The sequence below is a fragment of the Pannonibacter sp. I15F10I1 genome, from assembly GCF_900185665.1.
Taxonomy (GTDB): Bacteria; Pseudomonadota; Alphaproteobacteria; order Rhizobiales; family Stappiaceae; genus Pannonibacter; species Pannonibacter indicus.
Genome location: NZ_FYAN01000028.1, coordinates 256,565 through 271,727, shown reverse-complemented (window position 1 = coordinate 271,727; position 15,163 = coordinate 256,565). Strand labels below are relative to the sequence as shown.

Here is a 15,163-nt window from a genome sequence, read left to right as displayed (position 1 = left end):
TCTCGATGAGTGACGCCCATCGAGGACTGGTGGCCGCTCTGTATCTATCGTGGCGTGGGAAGATCGACGGTCTGACCGGCAACATCGATCGCTACCTTGCCGCGCAGCCCGCGGAAGCCTCCGCCTTCGAGCAATTCATGCGCCTCGCCGATCCGGGCCAGCGGCAGCACCGCGCCGACGACGGGCTTGATCAGGCCGCGTTCAACAAGGTTCGTCAGTGCGTCGAGCTTGCCGCGGTTCTGCCGGGTGAACACGAAATGGTAAGCGGCATTCTTGCCCCACGCCTCGATCAGGTTTTGCGGCTGTGCGATGTCGACAATGCTGACCACCCGCCCTGCATCTGCGAGGACGAGCGGGCTCTTCGTCAGGGCGTCACCGCCTATTGTATCGAACACGACATTCACCCCCTGCCCATGCGTCAGGTCTGCCACGGCCGAGACATAGTCGCCGGAGGTGTAGTCGATGACCTCGTCCGCTCCGAGCGAACGCACGAATACGTGGTTGCTGGAGCGTGCGGTCGTGATGACCCGCGCGCCCATCGCCTTGGCCAGCTGGATCGCCACGGAGCCCACACCGCCGGCGCCGCCGTGGATCAGGATCGTTTCATGGACGGCAAGCTGGGCGCGGCTGACGAGGGCTTCCCAGATCGTACCGCCAACCAGCGTCAGGCTGGCAGCCTCCAGATGGCTGATATTGCGCGGCTTGCGGGCAACCAGACCGGCATCGGCAACGTGCTGCTCCGCATATGAGCCGGGGCCACCGAAGATCTTGGGCGTGTAATAAACCTCATCGCCGGTCTCGAACTCGCTCACGTCGGCGCCCTTCTCTTCCACGACGCCCGAAATGTCATGACCGATGATGGCAGGGAGCGGCACATAGTCTGCATAGTCGCCACGGCGGATCTGATAGTCTAGGGGATTGATGGCCGTGGCGTGGACGCGCACCCGGACCTGCCGCGGGCCGACGGCCGGTACAGGCACATCGCGCAGCTCGAATGCGTCGTAGCCACCGAATTTTTCGAGAACGATTGCCTTCATGGTGCCGTTCATAGTCTTGCCCTTTCCCGCTCCCAATTGACGGTGGATGCCTTGTTGGCAGGCGCACGTCATTGCTGTGACTTTTGCTTCCGGTGGCTTTCCTGGGGTGCTAGAGAGCAGCTGATCAAGACACGGGGAGCGATATCCCGGCCCGCTGCTTTCCTCTTATGGCTGGTGAACCACGTCCTGCCACTCCGGGTGCCGATCGATTTGCGCCTTCGCGAAGGGGCACAGCGGCACAATCGCGACCCCTTGGCGGCGGGCGTCCTCGATCGCCTGGCGCACCAGCCGCTCCCCGACCTTGCGGCCGCGCAGGGCTGCTGGCACATCGGTGTGATCGATAATGATTATTCCCGCACCGGCGCGGCTGTAGGCCATCTCAGCCTCAACACCATCGATGACGAGGTGATAGCGCCCCTTCGACACGCCATCCTCCCGCCTGACCTGTTCATCACCCACCGCAGGCGTATTCCCCATCACCGCCGCATCGGGCGCGCGCACCTGCCGCGGCTGCCCGTGCGCGCATTCGAGAAGATCACGGTCCCAGCCACCCGCTTCAGCAGCGGCTTCATAAGTCGAGACAAGGAAAGCCATCAGGGCTTCGCCGGGATCAGCTGCGGACTGGACAGCGTCGTAAGGGAGAATGAACTCAGAAAGACCATCGTGCCAGAACGCGGCACCGGGCTGCACCGCCGCAGCACGGTAACCGCCGGGCGCAGGATAGGCGTAGGCATAGAAGGCCGGATAATCGATGCCGCCACCGCCCGGCCAGAAACCTGCCGACGAGACCTCGCGGTCGTAAGCCTCCTGCGCCACATCATCCGGCAATGCCGGGACACCTCCAGGGTGAAGCGGTGCGCGCCGTCCCGAAAAACGTGTAACGGCCAGGTCGAAGCTGCCCCAGAAGAGGTGAACAGGACTGGACTTGCCCAGAAACGACGTGCGGAACCGGTTGAAGACCTTGCCGGCCGCCATCAAGGCCTGGTGGAAGCGCTGCACGGCCTCGCCGTCGTAGGGCCGGTCCCGGTCATCTTCGGCGAAGGGAACCGGAAATGGGACCTCGTTCGGGTGGCCGTTGAAGGTGGGAGTGCCGCCCAGATCCGAAATCAGCTGCACGAAGCTTGTATGGAATGACGCGACCGTGGCCGGCCCGAGGCCGAAGGACGCTTTCTGACCGTTGCCGTTGATGCCCACGACCCTGTGCTCATGAAAGTCGAACAGGATTTCGATGCCCGGTCCGTTCGGGATGAGTGAGGAGGTCAAACCGGCCGGCGTGACATAGAAGGTCGCGTTCCATGAATGGTTGACCCACGGCGTATGCGCCAGCCGGTATTTGCCGGCGATCTGGAGATAGAGATGCAAGGCTGAACAGGTTTCACGCCAGCTGAGGTAATCGAGATGAGGCCAGTTGTTCATTTCTTGCTTCTCCGGGCTGCATCCGGTCAATCCGGAAGGGGAATGTGCTCGTGCCGGTCACCCACAGGCAGATCGAAGCGGCCCTTGCCCCAGTTCGCGGCACGCCATTCGGCCTTGGCGAGCTCGATGCGCTCCTGCGAGGAGGCGACGAAGTTCCACCAGATGTAGCGCGGTCCGTTGAAGGTCGCGCCGCCGAGGATCATCAGCCGCGCACCTTGGCTCCCGGCGGCCACCGTGATGCGGTCACCCGGCCGGAACACCATCATCTGCGCCGCCTCGAATTCCTGTCCGGCAACCGAAATCGAACCTTCGACGATGTAGATGCCACGGTCTTCGTGATTGTCCGGCATCGGCAGCCGGCTTCGCGGTTCAAGCTTCACATCGGCGTAGAATGTCTCGGAAAGCATCGTCGCGGGCGCGGTCTTGCCATAGGCGTTTCCGAGAATGAGCCGGACGGTGACACCGCGGTCCTCGATCACGGGCAGTGTCTCCTTGCCGTGGTGCTCGAAGCTTGGCGTCACATCCTCATGACTGTCCGGCAGGGCCAGCCAGGTCTGGATCCCGAACAGGCTGTTCGGGCCGCTCCGCGCTGCTGCGGACGTGCGCTCCGAATGCGTGACGCCGCGCCCGGCCACCATCCAGTTCAAAGCACCGGGGCTGATGATCTGATCGGCACCGGTGCTGTCGCGGTGATGGAAATCGCCTTTGAACAGGTAAGTGACCGTGCCGAGGCCGATATGCGGATGCGGCCGGACATCGACGCCATGCCCGGTCAGCAACTCTGCCGGCCCGGCCTGATCGAAGAAGATGAAGGGCCCGACCATCTGCCGCTTCGGCGCGGGCAGGGCGCGCCGGACCTCGAAACCGCCAAGGTCGCGGGAGCGCGGGACAATAAGGGTTTCGATCGCGTCGATCCCGGCTTCATCGGGACATCCCGGCTCGATTGATGGGTTCCAGCTCATGTGCATCATCCTTTGTCTTCGGGCGCCCCGGCACCAGCCACTCCCGCGAATGTCCGCAAGCCAGCGATGTCCATCCGGCCGTTCCTGCCGTACCGCCGAGGGAGATGTCACTGGCTGCGCCCGCCGCAGGGTCTGGCAGACACGCCTTCCTGCCGGCAGGTCCGCCGGAATTCGGTCTTACCCTCCTCGGGAAACCGGGCGGACTCAAGCGTTCGTGTCGCGGTGGGCCGGAAAGGGAGCAAGAACGGCACCTGAGAGGCAAGTCCTGCACCGCAGTGCCCCGATGCATTCGCTACTTACCAGAAGCCGATGAGCGCTACCCTCACGACGCAGGAGACTAGAATGACTTTCCGTAACGGCCTTGCCTCGCTTCTTCGCCCCGAGGATTCCGTACTGGTCCTGATCGACCACCAGCCCTACCAGCTGGCGAACCTGAACAGCCACGACCCGCACATGGTGGTCAACAATTCGGCCGCGCTGGCGAAGGCTGCTAAGGTATTCGGCGTGCCCACCATCCTGACCAGCGTTGTCGCGGATCGCGGCGGTCATATCTTCCCGCAGATCACCGACGTGTTTCCCGGCCAGGAGATCATCGACCGGACACTGATCAACACCTGGGAAGATCCCAAGGTTGTCGACGTGGTCAAGGCGACAGGCCGCAAGCAGCTGGTGCTGGCCGGCCTGTGGACCGAAGTCTGCGTCGCGATGCCGGCAATCCAGGCGGCCGGCGAAGGCTGGGACGTGACGGTCGTCACCGATGCATCCGGCGCCGTCTCGACAGAGGCGCATGAAATTGCCATCCAGCGCATGATCGCGGCCGGCGTGAACATGATCACATGGATGGCGCTGGCGGCGGAATGGCAGCGCGACTGGGCGCGGGCAAAGACCGCCGGTGCGCTCAATGACGTGGTTATCCAGCATGCCGCAGGCAGCGGTATCGCCTTCCTGTGGGAGCAGCAGCTGCTCAACACGCCGGTGCCGAACCCGGCAGGCTGATTGGAGCCCGGATGGCGAGGCGAACCCTCGGGGCATTCCCCGACCCGGCTTCGCTTCGTCATCCACGGCATTGCCCGAAGCTGCCGCCAAGGAGGCACGGATGGATTTCGAGACACTCATGCAGGCCAACCTCGATCTGGTGTTCGGCGAACATGACCCCGCGCGGCGCATCGCGGCGATCCGGAAGATCTACCTTGAAAACGCGGAGCTTCACGAGCCCGGGCGTTCGGCGCGAGGTCATGACGCGATCTCGCAGGCCGTGGCGGACGTTCTGAAGCATCTGCCTCCGGGTTTCGTGTTCACCGCGGTAAGACCGGCATCGGGCCACAACGGCGTTGGGCGCTTGCAGTGGCGGGCAGGCCCGCCCGGAGGTCCCGCCGCAGTGACGGGCACCGATGTGGCACAGGTCGAAGGCGGCCTCATTCGAACCCTGCATGTTTTCCTCGACCAGCCGGATATCTGAACGGCAAGAGGCGCTGAGCGGAGTTCTCGCGGACGTTTATCTGCCGGGCCGCTGTCAATTCAAAGGAACTGCTGCACATGACCGGATATGGTTTTCCTGTGGGACTGGAGATGGATGTCTCCTATCCGGCTTTCCCAGTCAGCCTGACGCTCCTGTCCGCCGGGCAATTGAGGTTCGAGATCAAGGAAGGGCCGTTCGCCCGGACCGAGACCGTTGACATTCAGGTCGTGCCGATCGGCAACAGCATCTTCGCGGTCAGCTGGCAGGAGGAGAGCGGAGCGACGGTCACGAATGTTCAGGACTATGATCGCAATCTGGTCTTCTCGTTTGCGACACTGCCCGGCGGCCAGTTTCTGCGGATGACGGGGACGATGGCCATCACCCGGCCCGCGGACCGCCCCTCCGATGACCGTCCTCAGCGCAACAAGGCGCTGGTTCTCGAAGCGATGACCTCACTGTTCCAGCGTCACGATGCGCAGGCCGTGGACCGGCTTTACGCTCCGGATTACATCCAGCACAATCCCGGCATTCCTCAGGGACGGGACGCATTGCGGGCGATCGTCGAAGGGCTGCCGGAGCATGTCCACTACGAGCCCGGCCTGATCATTGCGGATGGCGATCTCGTCGCGATCCACGGCCGCATCCGCGGCTGGGCGGATGAACCGCAGATCGCGATCGACATCTTCCGGGTCGAGGACGGCAAGCTGGCCGAGCATTGGGACGTCCTGCAAAACGAGGTGACGGCCACGGCAACCGGTAGCGGGATCGCGATGTTCGATCCCATGGAAGGGGCACGCGGTGCCCGCCCCGAACCGGCATAACCGCAGGCTGCCCGGCCCGGGCCTGCAACATCTTATTGGAGAATGAAGCCATGAAAGTTGTGATGATCCTGACGTCGCATGACCAGCTTGGCGACACCGGCCGCAAGACCGGTTTCTGGCTCGAAGAACTGGCCGCGCCTTATTATGTGTTCAAGGAAGCCGGCTACGAGATCACGCTCGCCTCGCCGGACGGCGGCCAGCCGCCGCTTGATCCCAAAAGCAACGAGCCCGCCTTCCAGACCGGGGACACGCGCCGCTTCGAGGCCGACGCCGAGGCGCGAGAAGCGCTGGCGAATACCGTGAAGCTCGCCGGCATATCCCAGGCTGATTTTGATACGGTCTTTTATCCAGGCGGCCACGGCCCGATGTGGGATCTCGCCGAAAGCCCGGTCTCGGCGGCGCTGATCGAAAGTTTCCTTGCCGCCGGCAAACCGGTCGCGCTGGTGTGCCATGCGCCGGGCGTGCTCCGTCACGTTAAGGCGCCGAACGGCCGTCCGCTCGTCGAAGGAAAGAAGGTCACCGGCTTCACCAACAGCGAGGAGGCTGCCGTCGGCCTGACGGAAGTCGTGCCGTTCCTCGTCGAGGACGAGTTGCAGGCCAAGGGTGGCCTCTATTCGAAGGGGCCTGACTGGGGTCCGTACTTCGTACAGGATGGCCTGCTGATCACCGGCCAGAACCCGGCTTCCTCGGCCCCGGCTGCCGAACGTCTCGTCGAAGTGCTGCAGAAACCGGCATGAGCGCCGGTTGCCGTCTTCATTCGTGAGTGCAGCACCTCGTCCGCTGAGATCACAAGACGGTGCCGGGGCATTCCCCGGCACTCCGTGCTGCCGTTGGTTCAGTTTTTGGCCGGTCCGAATAACTGTCTGTGCAAGGGTAGAGCGCTCTGCCGAACTGACCGCTTCCCGGCAAGGCCCCTAAGCGACCTTCGCCGGCTGTTCCCGCTTTTTCACGATCGCCGCCACCTTGTCGCTGTGAAGGGTTCCCCATTCGCATAACGGCGCGAGCAGGCAGGTCAGACTTCGGCCCAAATCCGTCAGTTCGTATTCGACGTGCGGTGGCACCTTCTGGAAATCGATGCGGCGAATGACGCCATCGTCCGTCAGTTCCTTTAAATGCTGGATCAGCATTTTCTCGCTCACATTGGTGACGAGCCTGCGGAGTTGACCGGTGCGCTTGGAACCGCCGGCCAGATGATAAACGATCAGCGGCTTCCACTTGCCGCCAAGAATGGCCAGAACCGCTTCCAGGCCACACTGGAAAGTCGTCTCGGTCATCGTGAACTCCTAAATTCGATACTTACAAAATAGTCGGTACTGGAACCAAAGTCTGCCCTGTCTTAACTGGGTCGGGCGGCGATGTCGACGCGCGAGGCGTTCGATGATCGCCGAGCCAACACAGCGGATGCAGAATTCCAGGAGGCCTGCATGAAGTTCGGGTTTATCGGAGCAGGTGAGGTCGCACAGACGATTGCGCGCCACATACTGCCATTTGGCCACGAGGTCCTGCTCAGCAACAGCCGCGGGCCAGCCACTCTCGCCAAGGTCGTCCGGAATCTGGGCCGGGGAGCGTCCGCCGGGACCCCGCAGCAAGCCGCCGAGCAGGACGTTGTCGTGCTGAGCGTCGAGTGGGCACATGTCCCGGACGCTCTCGCATCGGTCCCGGACTGGTCCGGCCGCACTCTGATCGACGCCACAAACCGGATCAACCGCGAAAATCCAAGCGATCTTGGCGACCTCTCGGGCCGCACGTCGAGCGAAATCGTTGCCGATCTGGCGGTGGGCGCCAAAGTGGTCAAGGCGTTCAACACAGTCCCCATGCAGTGGATCAATGACACATCGCCCGAAAAACCGAGAACCGTTCTCTTCCTCTCGGGGGACGATGCTGGTGTGAAGAAAGCGCTGGGTGAAGTGCTGGAACAGGCCGGCTTCGCCGCTGTCGATCTCGGGACTCTCGCGATCGGTGGCAGGCAGCAGCAGGTCGGTGGCCCCTTGGCGGGCCTCAATCTCACCCTGGCCGATCGGTTCGTGCTGTGAGAGTGCTTGCTTACGAGAAGGCCCACACTCTCGATGCTTATGCGATCGAGGAGATGGAAGTCGCCGAACCGAAGCTGCGTGATGCCGATCTTCTGGTTGGCATCCGGGCGGTCGGGGTCAATCCCGGCGAGGCATTGATCAGGAGCGTGCGCAGCGCCGGGGCAGGCGGTCGCGTTATTCTGGGCTGGGAATTCGCCGGAGTAGTGCTCCAGGCCGGTTCAAAGGCAAAGGGTTTTGCCGCCGGTGACCGTGTAATGGGCACCGGCGACCTCACCCGCGACGGATGCTGGGCAGAACGTCTTGCCGTCGACCATCGTGTCGTCACCTGGATCCCCGATCAGCTTGCTTTCACCGATGCCGCTTCCTTGCCTATCGGGAGCCTGACGGCATGGGAGGCGGTGTTCCGCGATCGCGGCACGCTGCCGTCCGGTGTTGACCGTGTGCTCGTCATCGGCGGCGCCGGCGGTGTGGGCTCCATGGCAATCCAGTTGCTGAAAGCCAGGACAGACGCCTTTGTAATTGCCACCGCCTCACGTCCGGAAACCAAGGAATGGTGCGAGGCGATGGGGGCCGACCTGGTCGTCGATCACAGCCAGGACGTGACCGCTCAACTCCACGCCGCCAAGATTGATCAGGTGGATATGGTGTTTTCCACCGCTGGAACGGCTGGAAACCTAAGCTGGATCGCGAAGCTGCTGCGGCCATTCGGGCACCTGTCGGCGGTCGATATCGCGCCGCCGTTCGACGCCAGCCCAATCGTGTCGAAATCCATCTCTCTCCATACCGAGATGGTGTTCGCGAAGGTGATCAGCGGCTTCGATCTCGCCAGCCAGAGCGAGATCCTTGCCGAGGTTGCCGATCGCGTTGCCTCTGGGGGGCTGCGCCCGATCGTTTCCACTCGGCTCGACGGACTGACCGCCCAGAACATGAAGACCGCACATGAACAACTCGAGAGCCGGCGTACGATCGGAAAGATCGTGATTGCCGCCTGACTGATCCAGCTCGCCCCCACTCAAGTCAGAGCTTGGCGCAACTGAGCTGCGCCCCCATGAACCGAAAGGGAAAATCCATGTCCAAAATCCTCGTCACCGGCGCTACCGGCAAAATCGGCCGCATGACCCTCAACCATCTTCTGAACCGGGTGCCCGCCAATGATATTGCCGGTCTCGCGCGCGATCCGGTCAAAGCGGCAGATCTTACCGCCAAGGGGGTCGAGATCCGCCAGGGCGACTACCTGGATTATGACGGGCTGGTGCGTGCGTTCGAGGGCATCGAGAAGGTGATGCTCGTGTCGGCGACGGCATTTACAGACCGGAATACCCAGCATGAAAACGTGATCAATGCGGCACGGGAAGCCCATGTCCAGCACATCGTTTTCATGCCGATTATCCGCAAAGCCGGGTCTGACTTTATACTGCCGCAAGTCACCGAGGAGGACCGCTTTGTCGAGGAAAAACTCAAATCCTCCGGCCTGACGTACACGCTCGTCCGTCATCCGCCATTTCTCGACAATGTCGAACTCTACGTTGGCGGCAATGCGCTGGAGACCGGGGTCCACGCGCCCGCCGGTACAGGCAAAGCTGCGTATGCATGCCGTGACGATCTTGCCGAAGCGCATGCCGTTGTCCTGAGCCAATCCGGTCATGAGAACAAGTCTTATTCGCTGTATGGCGGCCCGGCGGCCTCCTTCCAGGATGTCGCTCAGATCCTGACGGAAATCACGGGCAAGCCGGTGCCTTACAACATGGTTTCGGATCAGGACTACATCGCCCAGCTCATGACGGCCGGCCTGCCCGAGCCCGCCGCCGGCTTTGTGCTGCTTTGGGTCCATGGCGTCAACACCGGCGAGTGGGACGGCCAGACCGGGGATCTGGAAAAACTCCTTGGCCGTAAGCCGGTAACGCCAGCTGAGTTCCTGCGCGCCAGCTTTGCTGACCGCCAACTCGAAACCGGAAACTAGTCCGGGAGAGCCATCGGATCATGGCTGTCGAGAGGCGGGAGGGTCCAACCACTGTGCCTTCCCGCCCCGGAGCGCAATCACCTGTGAGCCCCTGGCATCTCCCTTAATTGCCCTCACCCTGGGCGGCATCGCTCGGATGGCCAGGGACGCCGGATGACGGGTCCGTCCGCATAGCAGACGACCTGTTTTCGTGAGGTATTTCACTCAAGCCCCACCTGCTTGGTGAAACTCGAAACCGACCAATAATCGCTGCGATGACTGACGAGACCGTTGGAAAAACGCATGATTGAGGCCGCGCGCAGTTCCCACGAGACGCCGGTCGCCGGAAAATCCATGAAATCGCCGGTGTGCTTGCCCGCCATGATCCATTCCGCTCCACCGCCATTCTCATCGGCGTAAACTGAGGTCAAGGTCATCGAATACCCTTCCATCGCAGCATAAACGGATTCCAGCAGTCGTCTCACTTCGGCTTTTCCCGTCGCGAGCACATCCAACGCGACATCGCGAAAGATCACATCGTCGGTGTAGAGGGCGAAAAGCCGGTCTCTGTCGTGCGCGGTTTCGAATTCGGCCATCTGCCGCATCAGTTCGATGTTTCTTTCCGACATTGCTCATCTCCTTCCGGATTTCTGAAGCACTCTTGAAATCATGACGGAGACGGGAACCAAGTTACGATTGAGATGTTCCCTCAGCGTGGCCACGACGAAACTTGAGACATCGGCCGGTGCCGCGCGTCTGTCCCATGAGGAGCGCATCGCCAACTTCTCCAAATTGCACGACCTATGGCCGGGAAAGAGGGAACAGATGGGCGCACGCTTGCACGCCGCGCCGAGCGAGCCGGTGGCTCCAAGACCGTTGCCTATGATCATTTCCGCAGGCGGATTGATCTCCTTCCGAACTCGAGAGGCGACGCCGGCATCACCGCGGGACGCACCGGTCTCGATGACCTCTGACTGCACCGGAATTCAGAAAGGAAAGAGATGAAAGTCCTCAGGTTTCAACCAGCCGATGCCGTATTCGAACGCTCGCCCGGACAGGACGCCGACATCTTTGCCGCGAACCTGGCGGATCAACGGCAAGGGGGGCCGGTCACTGTCGGATATGGACGGTATGGCCCCAGCCAGGTGCTGGAGACCACCATCGTCGTCGATGACGTAATGGTGGTCCTGGAAGGAAGGGTTTCGGTCGAAGCAGGTGGCGAGACCCTGACCGCAGGTCCTGGCGAGATCATCTATATGCCGAAGGGGAACGCCGTGATCATTCGCTCTCACGCAGAGGGCGCGCTGACCGCCTATGTCACGTATCCTCACTGGTCAGAAGCGGAATAGCATATCGCGGAACAACGCACTGCGGCCTTGGAACGGGGAAAGAGGCGTCCGATGCGGCCTGAGCGTCACGGCGTGTCCTGAGCACCGCCTCGGGCGCGGAAGCCGGATTTCCGGCGGTTTAGGCGCGGTGAGGCCGGCGGGTGAACCTCTTGACATCTGAGCAGGCCCTGTTTATTTCCGAACGGTCGGAAATAAACAGGGAGAATTGCGTGCCCCGGCCTCGCATACATGATCAGTCAAATATTCTTGACGCTGTGGAACGCGTTATTGCCCGCGACGGCGTGTTGACTCTCGGCGCTGTTGCGAAAGAGGCGGGGGGTTCCAAGGCCACGGTGCTTTACGAGCACACCAGCAAACGTGATCTCCTGGCTGCCCTCGTCGCAAGGACAATCGAAGCTGACAACGTCTTCAATGCGAGTTGCGAAGCGCAGTTCGCCGGAGAGTTGGATGCGCCGCTGCTCGGCAGGATCGAAGCCGCCAAGCGGATGCAATGGGTGAGTGGAGGCAACGCCGCCGTCCTCGGCCTGATCTCTGCACTGATGCAGGATGAAGCGCTTCGTGGTGAATTTCGGGCAAACCAGGAGAAATTGCGCGCGGGGCTGATCGAGGCCGCTGCCGACGCCCGCACGACACGGCTGGCGTGGCTTGCTCTCGAAGGATTCAAGTTCCAGCAGCACATGGATTTGGTTGCCTGGAGCGAGGCCGAACGTGCTGAAATCCTCGACGACATCACAACGCTTGCCCGAACAGGCACACTCATCGGGGAGAATTCGAGTGACTGAACGGCATATCTTTGTCACCGGCGCCAGCGGCTATGTTGGACGAAACCTCATTCGCCACTTCACAACTGCCGGACATCGCGTGACAGGGCTCGCCCGCAGCGATCGAGGCGCGGCGGTCGTCACCGAATTGGGGGCCACCGCGGTTCGAGGTGACATGCGGTACGATGACCTCGAACCGCTCATGGTGGGGGCGACAGAACTCGTGCATGCGGCCGCCAACCTCGACCACGGGCCTGGCCGGGACGCTCATGAAGATAACGTCTGCGGCACCGAGGCCGTCGTCACCGCCGCCTCTGCTGCGGGTATCAGACGCCTTGTGCACATCAGTTCGGACTCGGTGCTGCAGGATGGCCATCCCCTGCGCAACGTCAATGAGAGCCATCCCGTCCCGGTACGTCATGCGGGAGCCTATTCCGCCGGCAAGGCCGAAGCGGAGAAGGTCGCGTTGAAAGGGAACAGTGACGCCATGGCCGTGATTGTCCTTCGCCCCCGTATGATCTGGGGACGCGACGACACCACAGCCCTGCCCACGCTCGCGGCCATGGTGCGAAGCGGACAATTCGCCTGGATCTCCGGCGGCGATTACCTTTCCTCCACGACGCATGCCGGCAATCTGTGCCATGCGGCCGATTTGGCGCTCACCAAGGGGCGGGCCGGTGAAATCTATCATATCAGCGACGGTGGCCCGGCCCGGCCGTTCAGGGATACCGTGACAGGTCTGTTCGCGACACGAGGGATCTCGCCTCCTGACAAGTCAGTGCCGCGCTCCGTACTGCGCCTGTTGGCTCGAGTGAGCGATGGTCTTTATCGCTTGTCCGGAGGCCGTCTGCGCGGACCTCTGAGCTTTCAAGAATATGCGACGAGTGCCGTTGAGATCACGCTCGATATCTCCAAGGCAAAACAGGAACTTGGCTATCAACCGGTCATTGGCTGGGAGGAAGGGCTGGCCGAGCTGAGAGCATGGACGCCGCGAGGCAACACGCCGGCTTTGGCCTGAATGGAAACCGTCTCACCGCGTTTGCCTGAAAGGTAACCGCGGTTTCCCGCCGGCATGACCGGGTGCCCGGGGACGCGGAGCAGGGCTAGATCTCAAGGCTGTCTGCGTCCCGGAATTCTTTCAGAACGAAATCGACATCCTTGTCGCCTCGGCCGGACAGGTTCACCAGGATGCTTTCCGACGCAGGGCTGCGCTCTGCCAGCCGGATCGCGAAGGCGAGCGCGTGGGAACTTTCGAGCGCTGGTATGATCCCTTCAGACTTTGCAATGCGGAAGAAGGTGCTGATCGCCTCTTTGTCGGAGACAGCCGAGACCTTTATGCGGCCTTCCTCATGCAGCATCGCGATCTCTGGCCCAACCCCGGGATAGACGAGGCCCGATGCGACCGAGGACACCTGCGAGGGCTTCCCGTCTTCCTGCTGCAGAACGATGGACTGCGCGCCATGAAGGGTTCCCGAGGTTCCGAAGGAAAGCGTCGCAGCATGTTTCCCGGTTTCATGTGACGTTCCAAGAGGTTCCACGGCATGGAGAGCAACGGTTGGATCCTCGAGGAAACCCGAGTAGAGGCCCATCGCGTTTGATCCGCCAGCTACGCAGGCAACGACGTGGCCGGGCAAAGAGCCCCCGCTCAGCGACAGGAACTGACTGCGAGCCTCCCGTCCCACGACCGACTGGAAATCTCTCACGATCATGGGGAAGGGGTGCGGCCCTATCGCCGAACCGATTGCGTAGAGGGCGTGTTCATGCTGCTCGACATAGGCGCTGAATGCGGAGTCGCTCGCCTCTTTCAAGGCAGACTGCCCAGCGCTTGCAGCAACCACCTTCGCACCGAGAAGGCGCATGCGTCCGACATTCGAGCTCTGCTTGCCGATGTCGGCTTCGCCCATATGAACCTCGCACTCGAGACCGAAATAGGCGGCGGCAGTGGCCAGCGCGACCCCGTGCTGCCCGGCCCCGGTTTCAGCTATCAGCTTCCGCTTGCCCATCTTGCGGGCGAGCAGTGCGAACCCGACACAATGATTGATCTTGTGCGCGCCCGTATGGTTCAGATCCTCGCGCTTTACGTATATGCGCGCACCCCCCACTTCCGCGGTGGTGGTTTTGAGAAAGTGGACCTGTGTCGGGCGCCCCTGCAACCCGGCGCGAACCATATCAAGGGCGTGCTGAAAGTCCGGCGTATCTCGTAACGCCAGATAGGTTGCTTCGAGTTCCTGAAGTGCCGGCCACACGTCCGGGGGATAATGATTGCCGCCAAACCGCCCAAAACGCCCCGAAGCATCAGGGAATTTCCTCAAATACGGAAGATCATCTTGTTGCATCTTAATAACCTCGACGTTTCAGTGCCGAGCTTATGCGACCCTCCGTATGGCGTATTGAACAGGATTTGCATGCCGTGTTGGCGGCGGCCGAACGCCGCGAAGACAGGCAAGACTGCGTAGCTGTCAGCTTAATCTTGTGAAAGCACTTGATGGGGGGAAGCGCCGATCTGTCATCGACGTCTCCCAAGGGCTCTCGAAAGCGCGCCGGGTGGCACCCCATAGACCTTTTTGAATTCTCGAGTGAGGTGAGCCTGATCGCTGAAGTCCAGCATGAGCGCGACCTCGCTGATCGGAAAGCCCTCGGAAATCAACTCCCTGGCCTTCGCCACGCGTACCTGACGTATATAGGTCTGAGGTGCCATGCCCACCGCAGTGCTGAACGCCCTGACGAGATGGCTCTTATGCACGCCCATTTCCCGCGCGAGCGCCTCGGTCCGCATTGCACGCGTGCTGTTCTTCCGGATCAGCATACAGGCTCTGCGCGCGAGCGCGCTGGTGCCTTCGTCTGCGGAACTTGTCGAGAAAGCGCAAGCTGAGAGCATCCGCCGGAGTGAAACCTCCACGGAATTGCCATCGAGCGCAGGCGTGCACAGGGCCTCGATAAACTCCTTGGTCTCCGAGCTCCGCTTGAGAATGGTGGTCTGGATGCTGAGAGGTCCGTCATGATGCTCAGTGCCGAGGCATCGGCTGAAGAACTCCATGGATGGGTACAAGGTGTCGTACTCAGCACCATCCTGAGAGCAATGCGCCGAGTGGACCTCGTAGGGATTGAAAAAGAAGATATCGCCCGCACGGGCGGTTTCACTCCATCTGGCCGACTTGATCTCGGCCGCCCCCCGTTTGAGAGCCACTATCGAGTACGTGCTATGAAAGTGGGGATCAAAACGGCTTGCCGTTGCGTGAGCACGCAAGAGGTTAGCTTGCTGCTGGGCAAAGCTCATCGTTTCAACCTGCGTCATCGAAAGCGTCCGGCGCGTGTCACTCTACACAACAAGCTTAGCCGATTTCGAGCACAGTGACTTCAATGGCCTGGAGCACAAGCATCGCTTG

17 protein-coding genes are annotated in these 15,163 nt (G+C 61.8%); 10 read left to right on the top strand and 7 right to left on the bottom strand.

Annotation, left to right across the window (positions count from 1 at the left end; genetic code table 11):
- Positions 1 to 44: 44 nt before the first annotated feature.
- The 3 genes from IF10I1_RS19840 to IF10I1_RS19830 form a co-directional block, all read right to left on the bottom strand.
- Complete coding sequence (locus tag IF10I1_RS19840; protein WP_186414890.1) at positions 45 to 1,049, bottom strand: zinc-dependent alcohol dehydrogenase family protein; 1,005 nt, start codon at positions 1,047 to 1,049, stop codon at positions 45 to 47.
- 153 nt (positions 1,050 to 1,202) lie between these two features.
- Positions 1,203 to 2,453 (bottom strand): DUF5996 family protein, encoded by a 1,251-nt coding sequence (locus IF10I1_RS19835; RefSeq protein WP_186414889.1) that lies wholly within the window; start codon positions 2,451 to 2,453, stop codon positions 1,203 to 1,205.
- A gap of 26 nt (positions 2,454 to 2,479) precedes the next feature.
- On the bottom strand, positions 2,480 to 3,415 hold the full coding sequence (locus IF10I1_RS19830; RefSeq protein ID WP_186414888.1) for a pirin family protein: 936 nt from the start codon (positions 3,413 to 3,415) through the stop codon (positions 2,480 to 2,482).
- 342 nt (positions 3,416 to 3,757) lie between these two features.
- Here IF10I1_RS19830 and IF10I1_RS19825 point away from each other — a divergent pair, with 342 nt between their 5' ends.
- From IF10I1_RS19825 to IF10I1_RS19810, 4 genes are all read left to right on the top strand, one after another.
- Positions 3,758 to 4,411 (top strand): hydrolase, encoded by a 654-nt coding sequence (locus IF10I1_RS19825; RefSeq protein ID WP_186414887.1) that lies wholly within the window; start codon positions 3,758 to 3,760, stop codon positions 4,409 to 4,411.
- Between the two features lie 100 nt (positions 4,412 to 4,511).
- Positions 4,512 to 4,874, top strand: coding sequence for a nuclear transport factor 2 family protein (locus IF10I1_RS19820; RefSeq protein WP_122518990.1), 363 nt, complete (start codon positions 4,512 to 4,514; stop codon positions 4,872 to 4,874).
- Positions 4,875 to 4,951: 77 nt separating this feature from the next.
- Entirely contained in the window at positions 4,952 to 5,695 is a 744-nt protein-coding gene (locus tag IF10I1_RS23025; protein ID WP_244284575.1) for a nuclear transport factor 2 family protein, read from the top strand.
- 50 nt (positions 5,696 to 5,745) lie between these two features.
- Positions 5,746 to 6,432 carry a type 1 glutamine amidotransferase domain-containing protein gene (locus IF10I1_RS19810; protein ID WP_186391510.1) on the top strand — a complete coding sequence of 229 codons (687 nt, stop codon included), beginning with the start codon at positions 5,746 to 5,748 and terminating at the stop codon, positions 6,430 to 6,432.
- A 177-nt stretch (positions 6,433 to 6,609) separates the two neighbouring features.
- On the opposite strand, the gene IF10I1_RS19805 is transcribed toward IF10I1_RS19810, so the two are convergent.
- On the bottom strand, positions 6,610 to 6,969 hold the full coding sequence (locus IF10I1_RS19805) for a helix-turn-helix domain-containing protein (protein WP_186391509.1): 360 nt from the start codon (positions 6,967 to 6,969) through the stop codon (positions 6,610 to 6,612).
- A 150-nt stretch (positions 6,970 to 7,119) separates the two neighbouring features.
- Between IF10I1_RS19805 and IF10I1_RS19800 the strand changes: the two genes are divergently transcribed.
- The 3 genes from IF10I1_RS19800 to IF10I1_RS19790 all read left to right on the top strand — a co-directional run bounded on the left by IF10I1_RS19800 (position 7,120) and on the right by IF10I1_RS19790 (position 9,688).
- Positions 7,120 to 7,728, top strand: a complete 609-nt coding sequence (locus tag IF10I1_RS19800) for an NADPH-dependent F420 reductase (protein ID WP_122521025.1) — start codon at positions 7,120 to 7,122, stop codon at positions 7,726 to 7,728.
- A gap of 2 nt (positions 7,729 to 7,730) precedes the next feature.
- Positions 7,731 to 8,720 (top strand): zinc-binding alcohol dehydrogenase family protein, encoded by a 990-nt coding sequence (locus IF10I1_RS19795; RefSeq protein ID WP_208977090.1) that lies wholly within the window; start codon positions 7,731 to 7,733, stop codon positions 8,718 to 8,720.
- Positions 8,721 to 8,797: 77 nt separating this feature from the next.
- The gene (locus IF10I1_RS19790) at positions 8,798 to 9,688 is read left to right on the top strand and encodes an SDR family oxidoreductase (protein WP_186391507.1); all 891 of its coding nucleotides are present in this window, start codon (positions 8,798 to 8,800) and stop codon (positions 9,686 to 9,688) included.
- A 200-nt stretch (positions 9,689 to 9,888) separates the two neighbouring features.
- Here IF10I1_RS19790 and IF10I1_RS19785 read toward each other — a convergent pair whose 3' ends face one another.
- Positions 9,889 to 10,296, bottom strand: a complete 408-nt coding sequence (locus IF10I1_RS19785; RefSeq protein ID WP_122518987.1) for an ester cyclase — start codon at positions 10,294 to 10,296, stop codon at positions 9,889 to 9,891.
- 372 nt (positions 10,297 to 10,668) lie between these two features.
- Between IF10I1_RS19785 and IF10I1_RS19780 the strand changes: the two genes are divergently transcribed.
- The 3 genes from IF10I1_RS19780 to IF10I1_RS19770 all read left to right on the top strand — a co-directional run bounded on the left by IF10I1_RS19780 (position 10,669) and on the right by IF10I1_RS19770 (position 12,795).
- Positions 10,669 to 11,016, top strand: coding sequence for a cupin domain-containing protein (locus IF10I1_RS19780; protein ID WP_186391506.1), 348 nt, complete (start codon positions 10,669 to 10,671; stop codon positions 11,014 to 11,016).
- A gap of 149 nt (positions 11,017 to 11,165) precedes the next feature.
- Positions 11,166 to 11,798 carry a TetR family transcriptional regulator gene (locus tag IF10I1_RS19775; RefSeq protein WP_244293783.1) on the top strand — a complete coding sequence of 211 codons (633 nt, stop codon included), beginning with the start codon at positions 11,166 to 11,168 and terminating at the stop codon, positions 11,796 to 11,798.
- Complete coding sequence (locus tag IF10I1_RS19770) at positions 11,791 to 12,795, top strand: NAD(P)-dependent oxidoreductase (protein ID WP_186391505.1); 1,005 nt, start codon at positions 11,791 to 11,793, stop codon at positions 12,793 to 12,795. Before IF10I1_RS19775 ends, IF10I1_RS19770 begins: the two co-directional genes overlap by 8 nt.
- A gap of 85 nt (positions 12,796 to 12,880) precedes the next feature.
- On the opposite strand, the gene trpB is transcribed toward IF10I1_RS19770, so the two are convergent.
- Together trpB and IF10I1_RS19760 are read right to left on the bottom strand one after the other, a co-directional pair.
- Positions 12,881 to 14,113 carry a tryptophan synthase subunit beta gene (trpB, locus tag IF10I1_RS19765; protein ID WP_186391504.1) on the bottom strand — a complete coding sequence of 411 codons (1,233 nt, stop codon included), beginning with the start codon at positions 14,111 to 14,113 and terminating at the stop codon, positions 12,881 to 12,883.
- Between the two features lie 170 nt (positions 14,114 to 14,283).
- On the bottom strand, positions 14,284 to 15,072 hold the full coding sequence (locus IF10I1_RS19760) for an AraC family transcriptional regulator (RefSeq protein ID WP_186391503.1): 789 nt from the start codon (positions 15,070 to 15,072) through the stop codon (positions 14,284 to 14,286).
- Positions 15,073 to 15,163 lie beyond the last annotated feature (91 nt).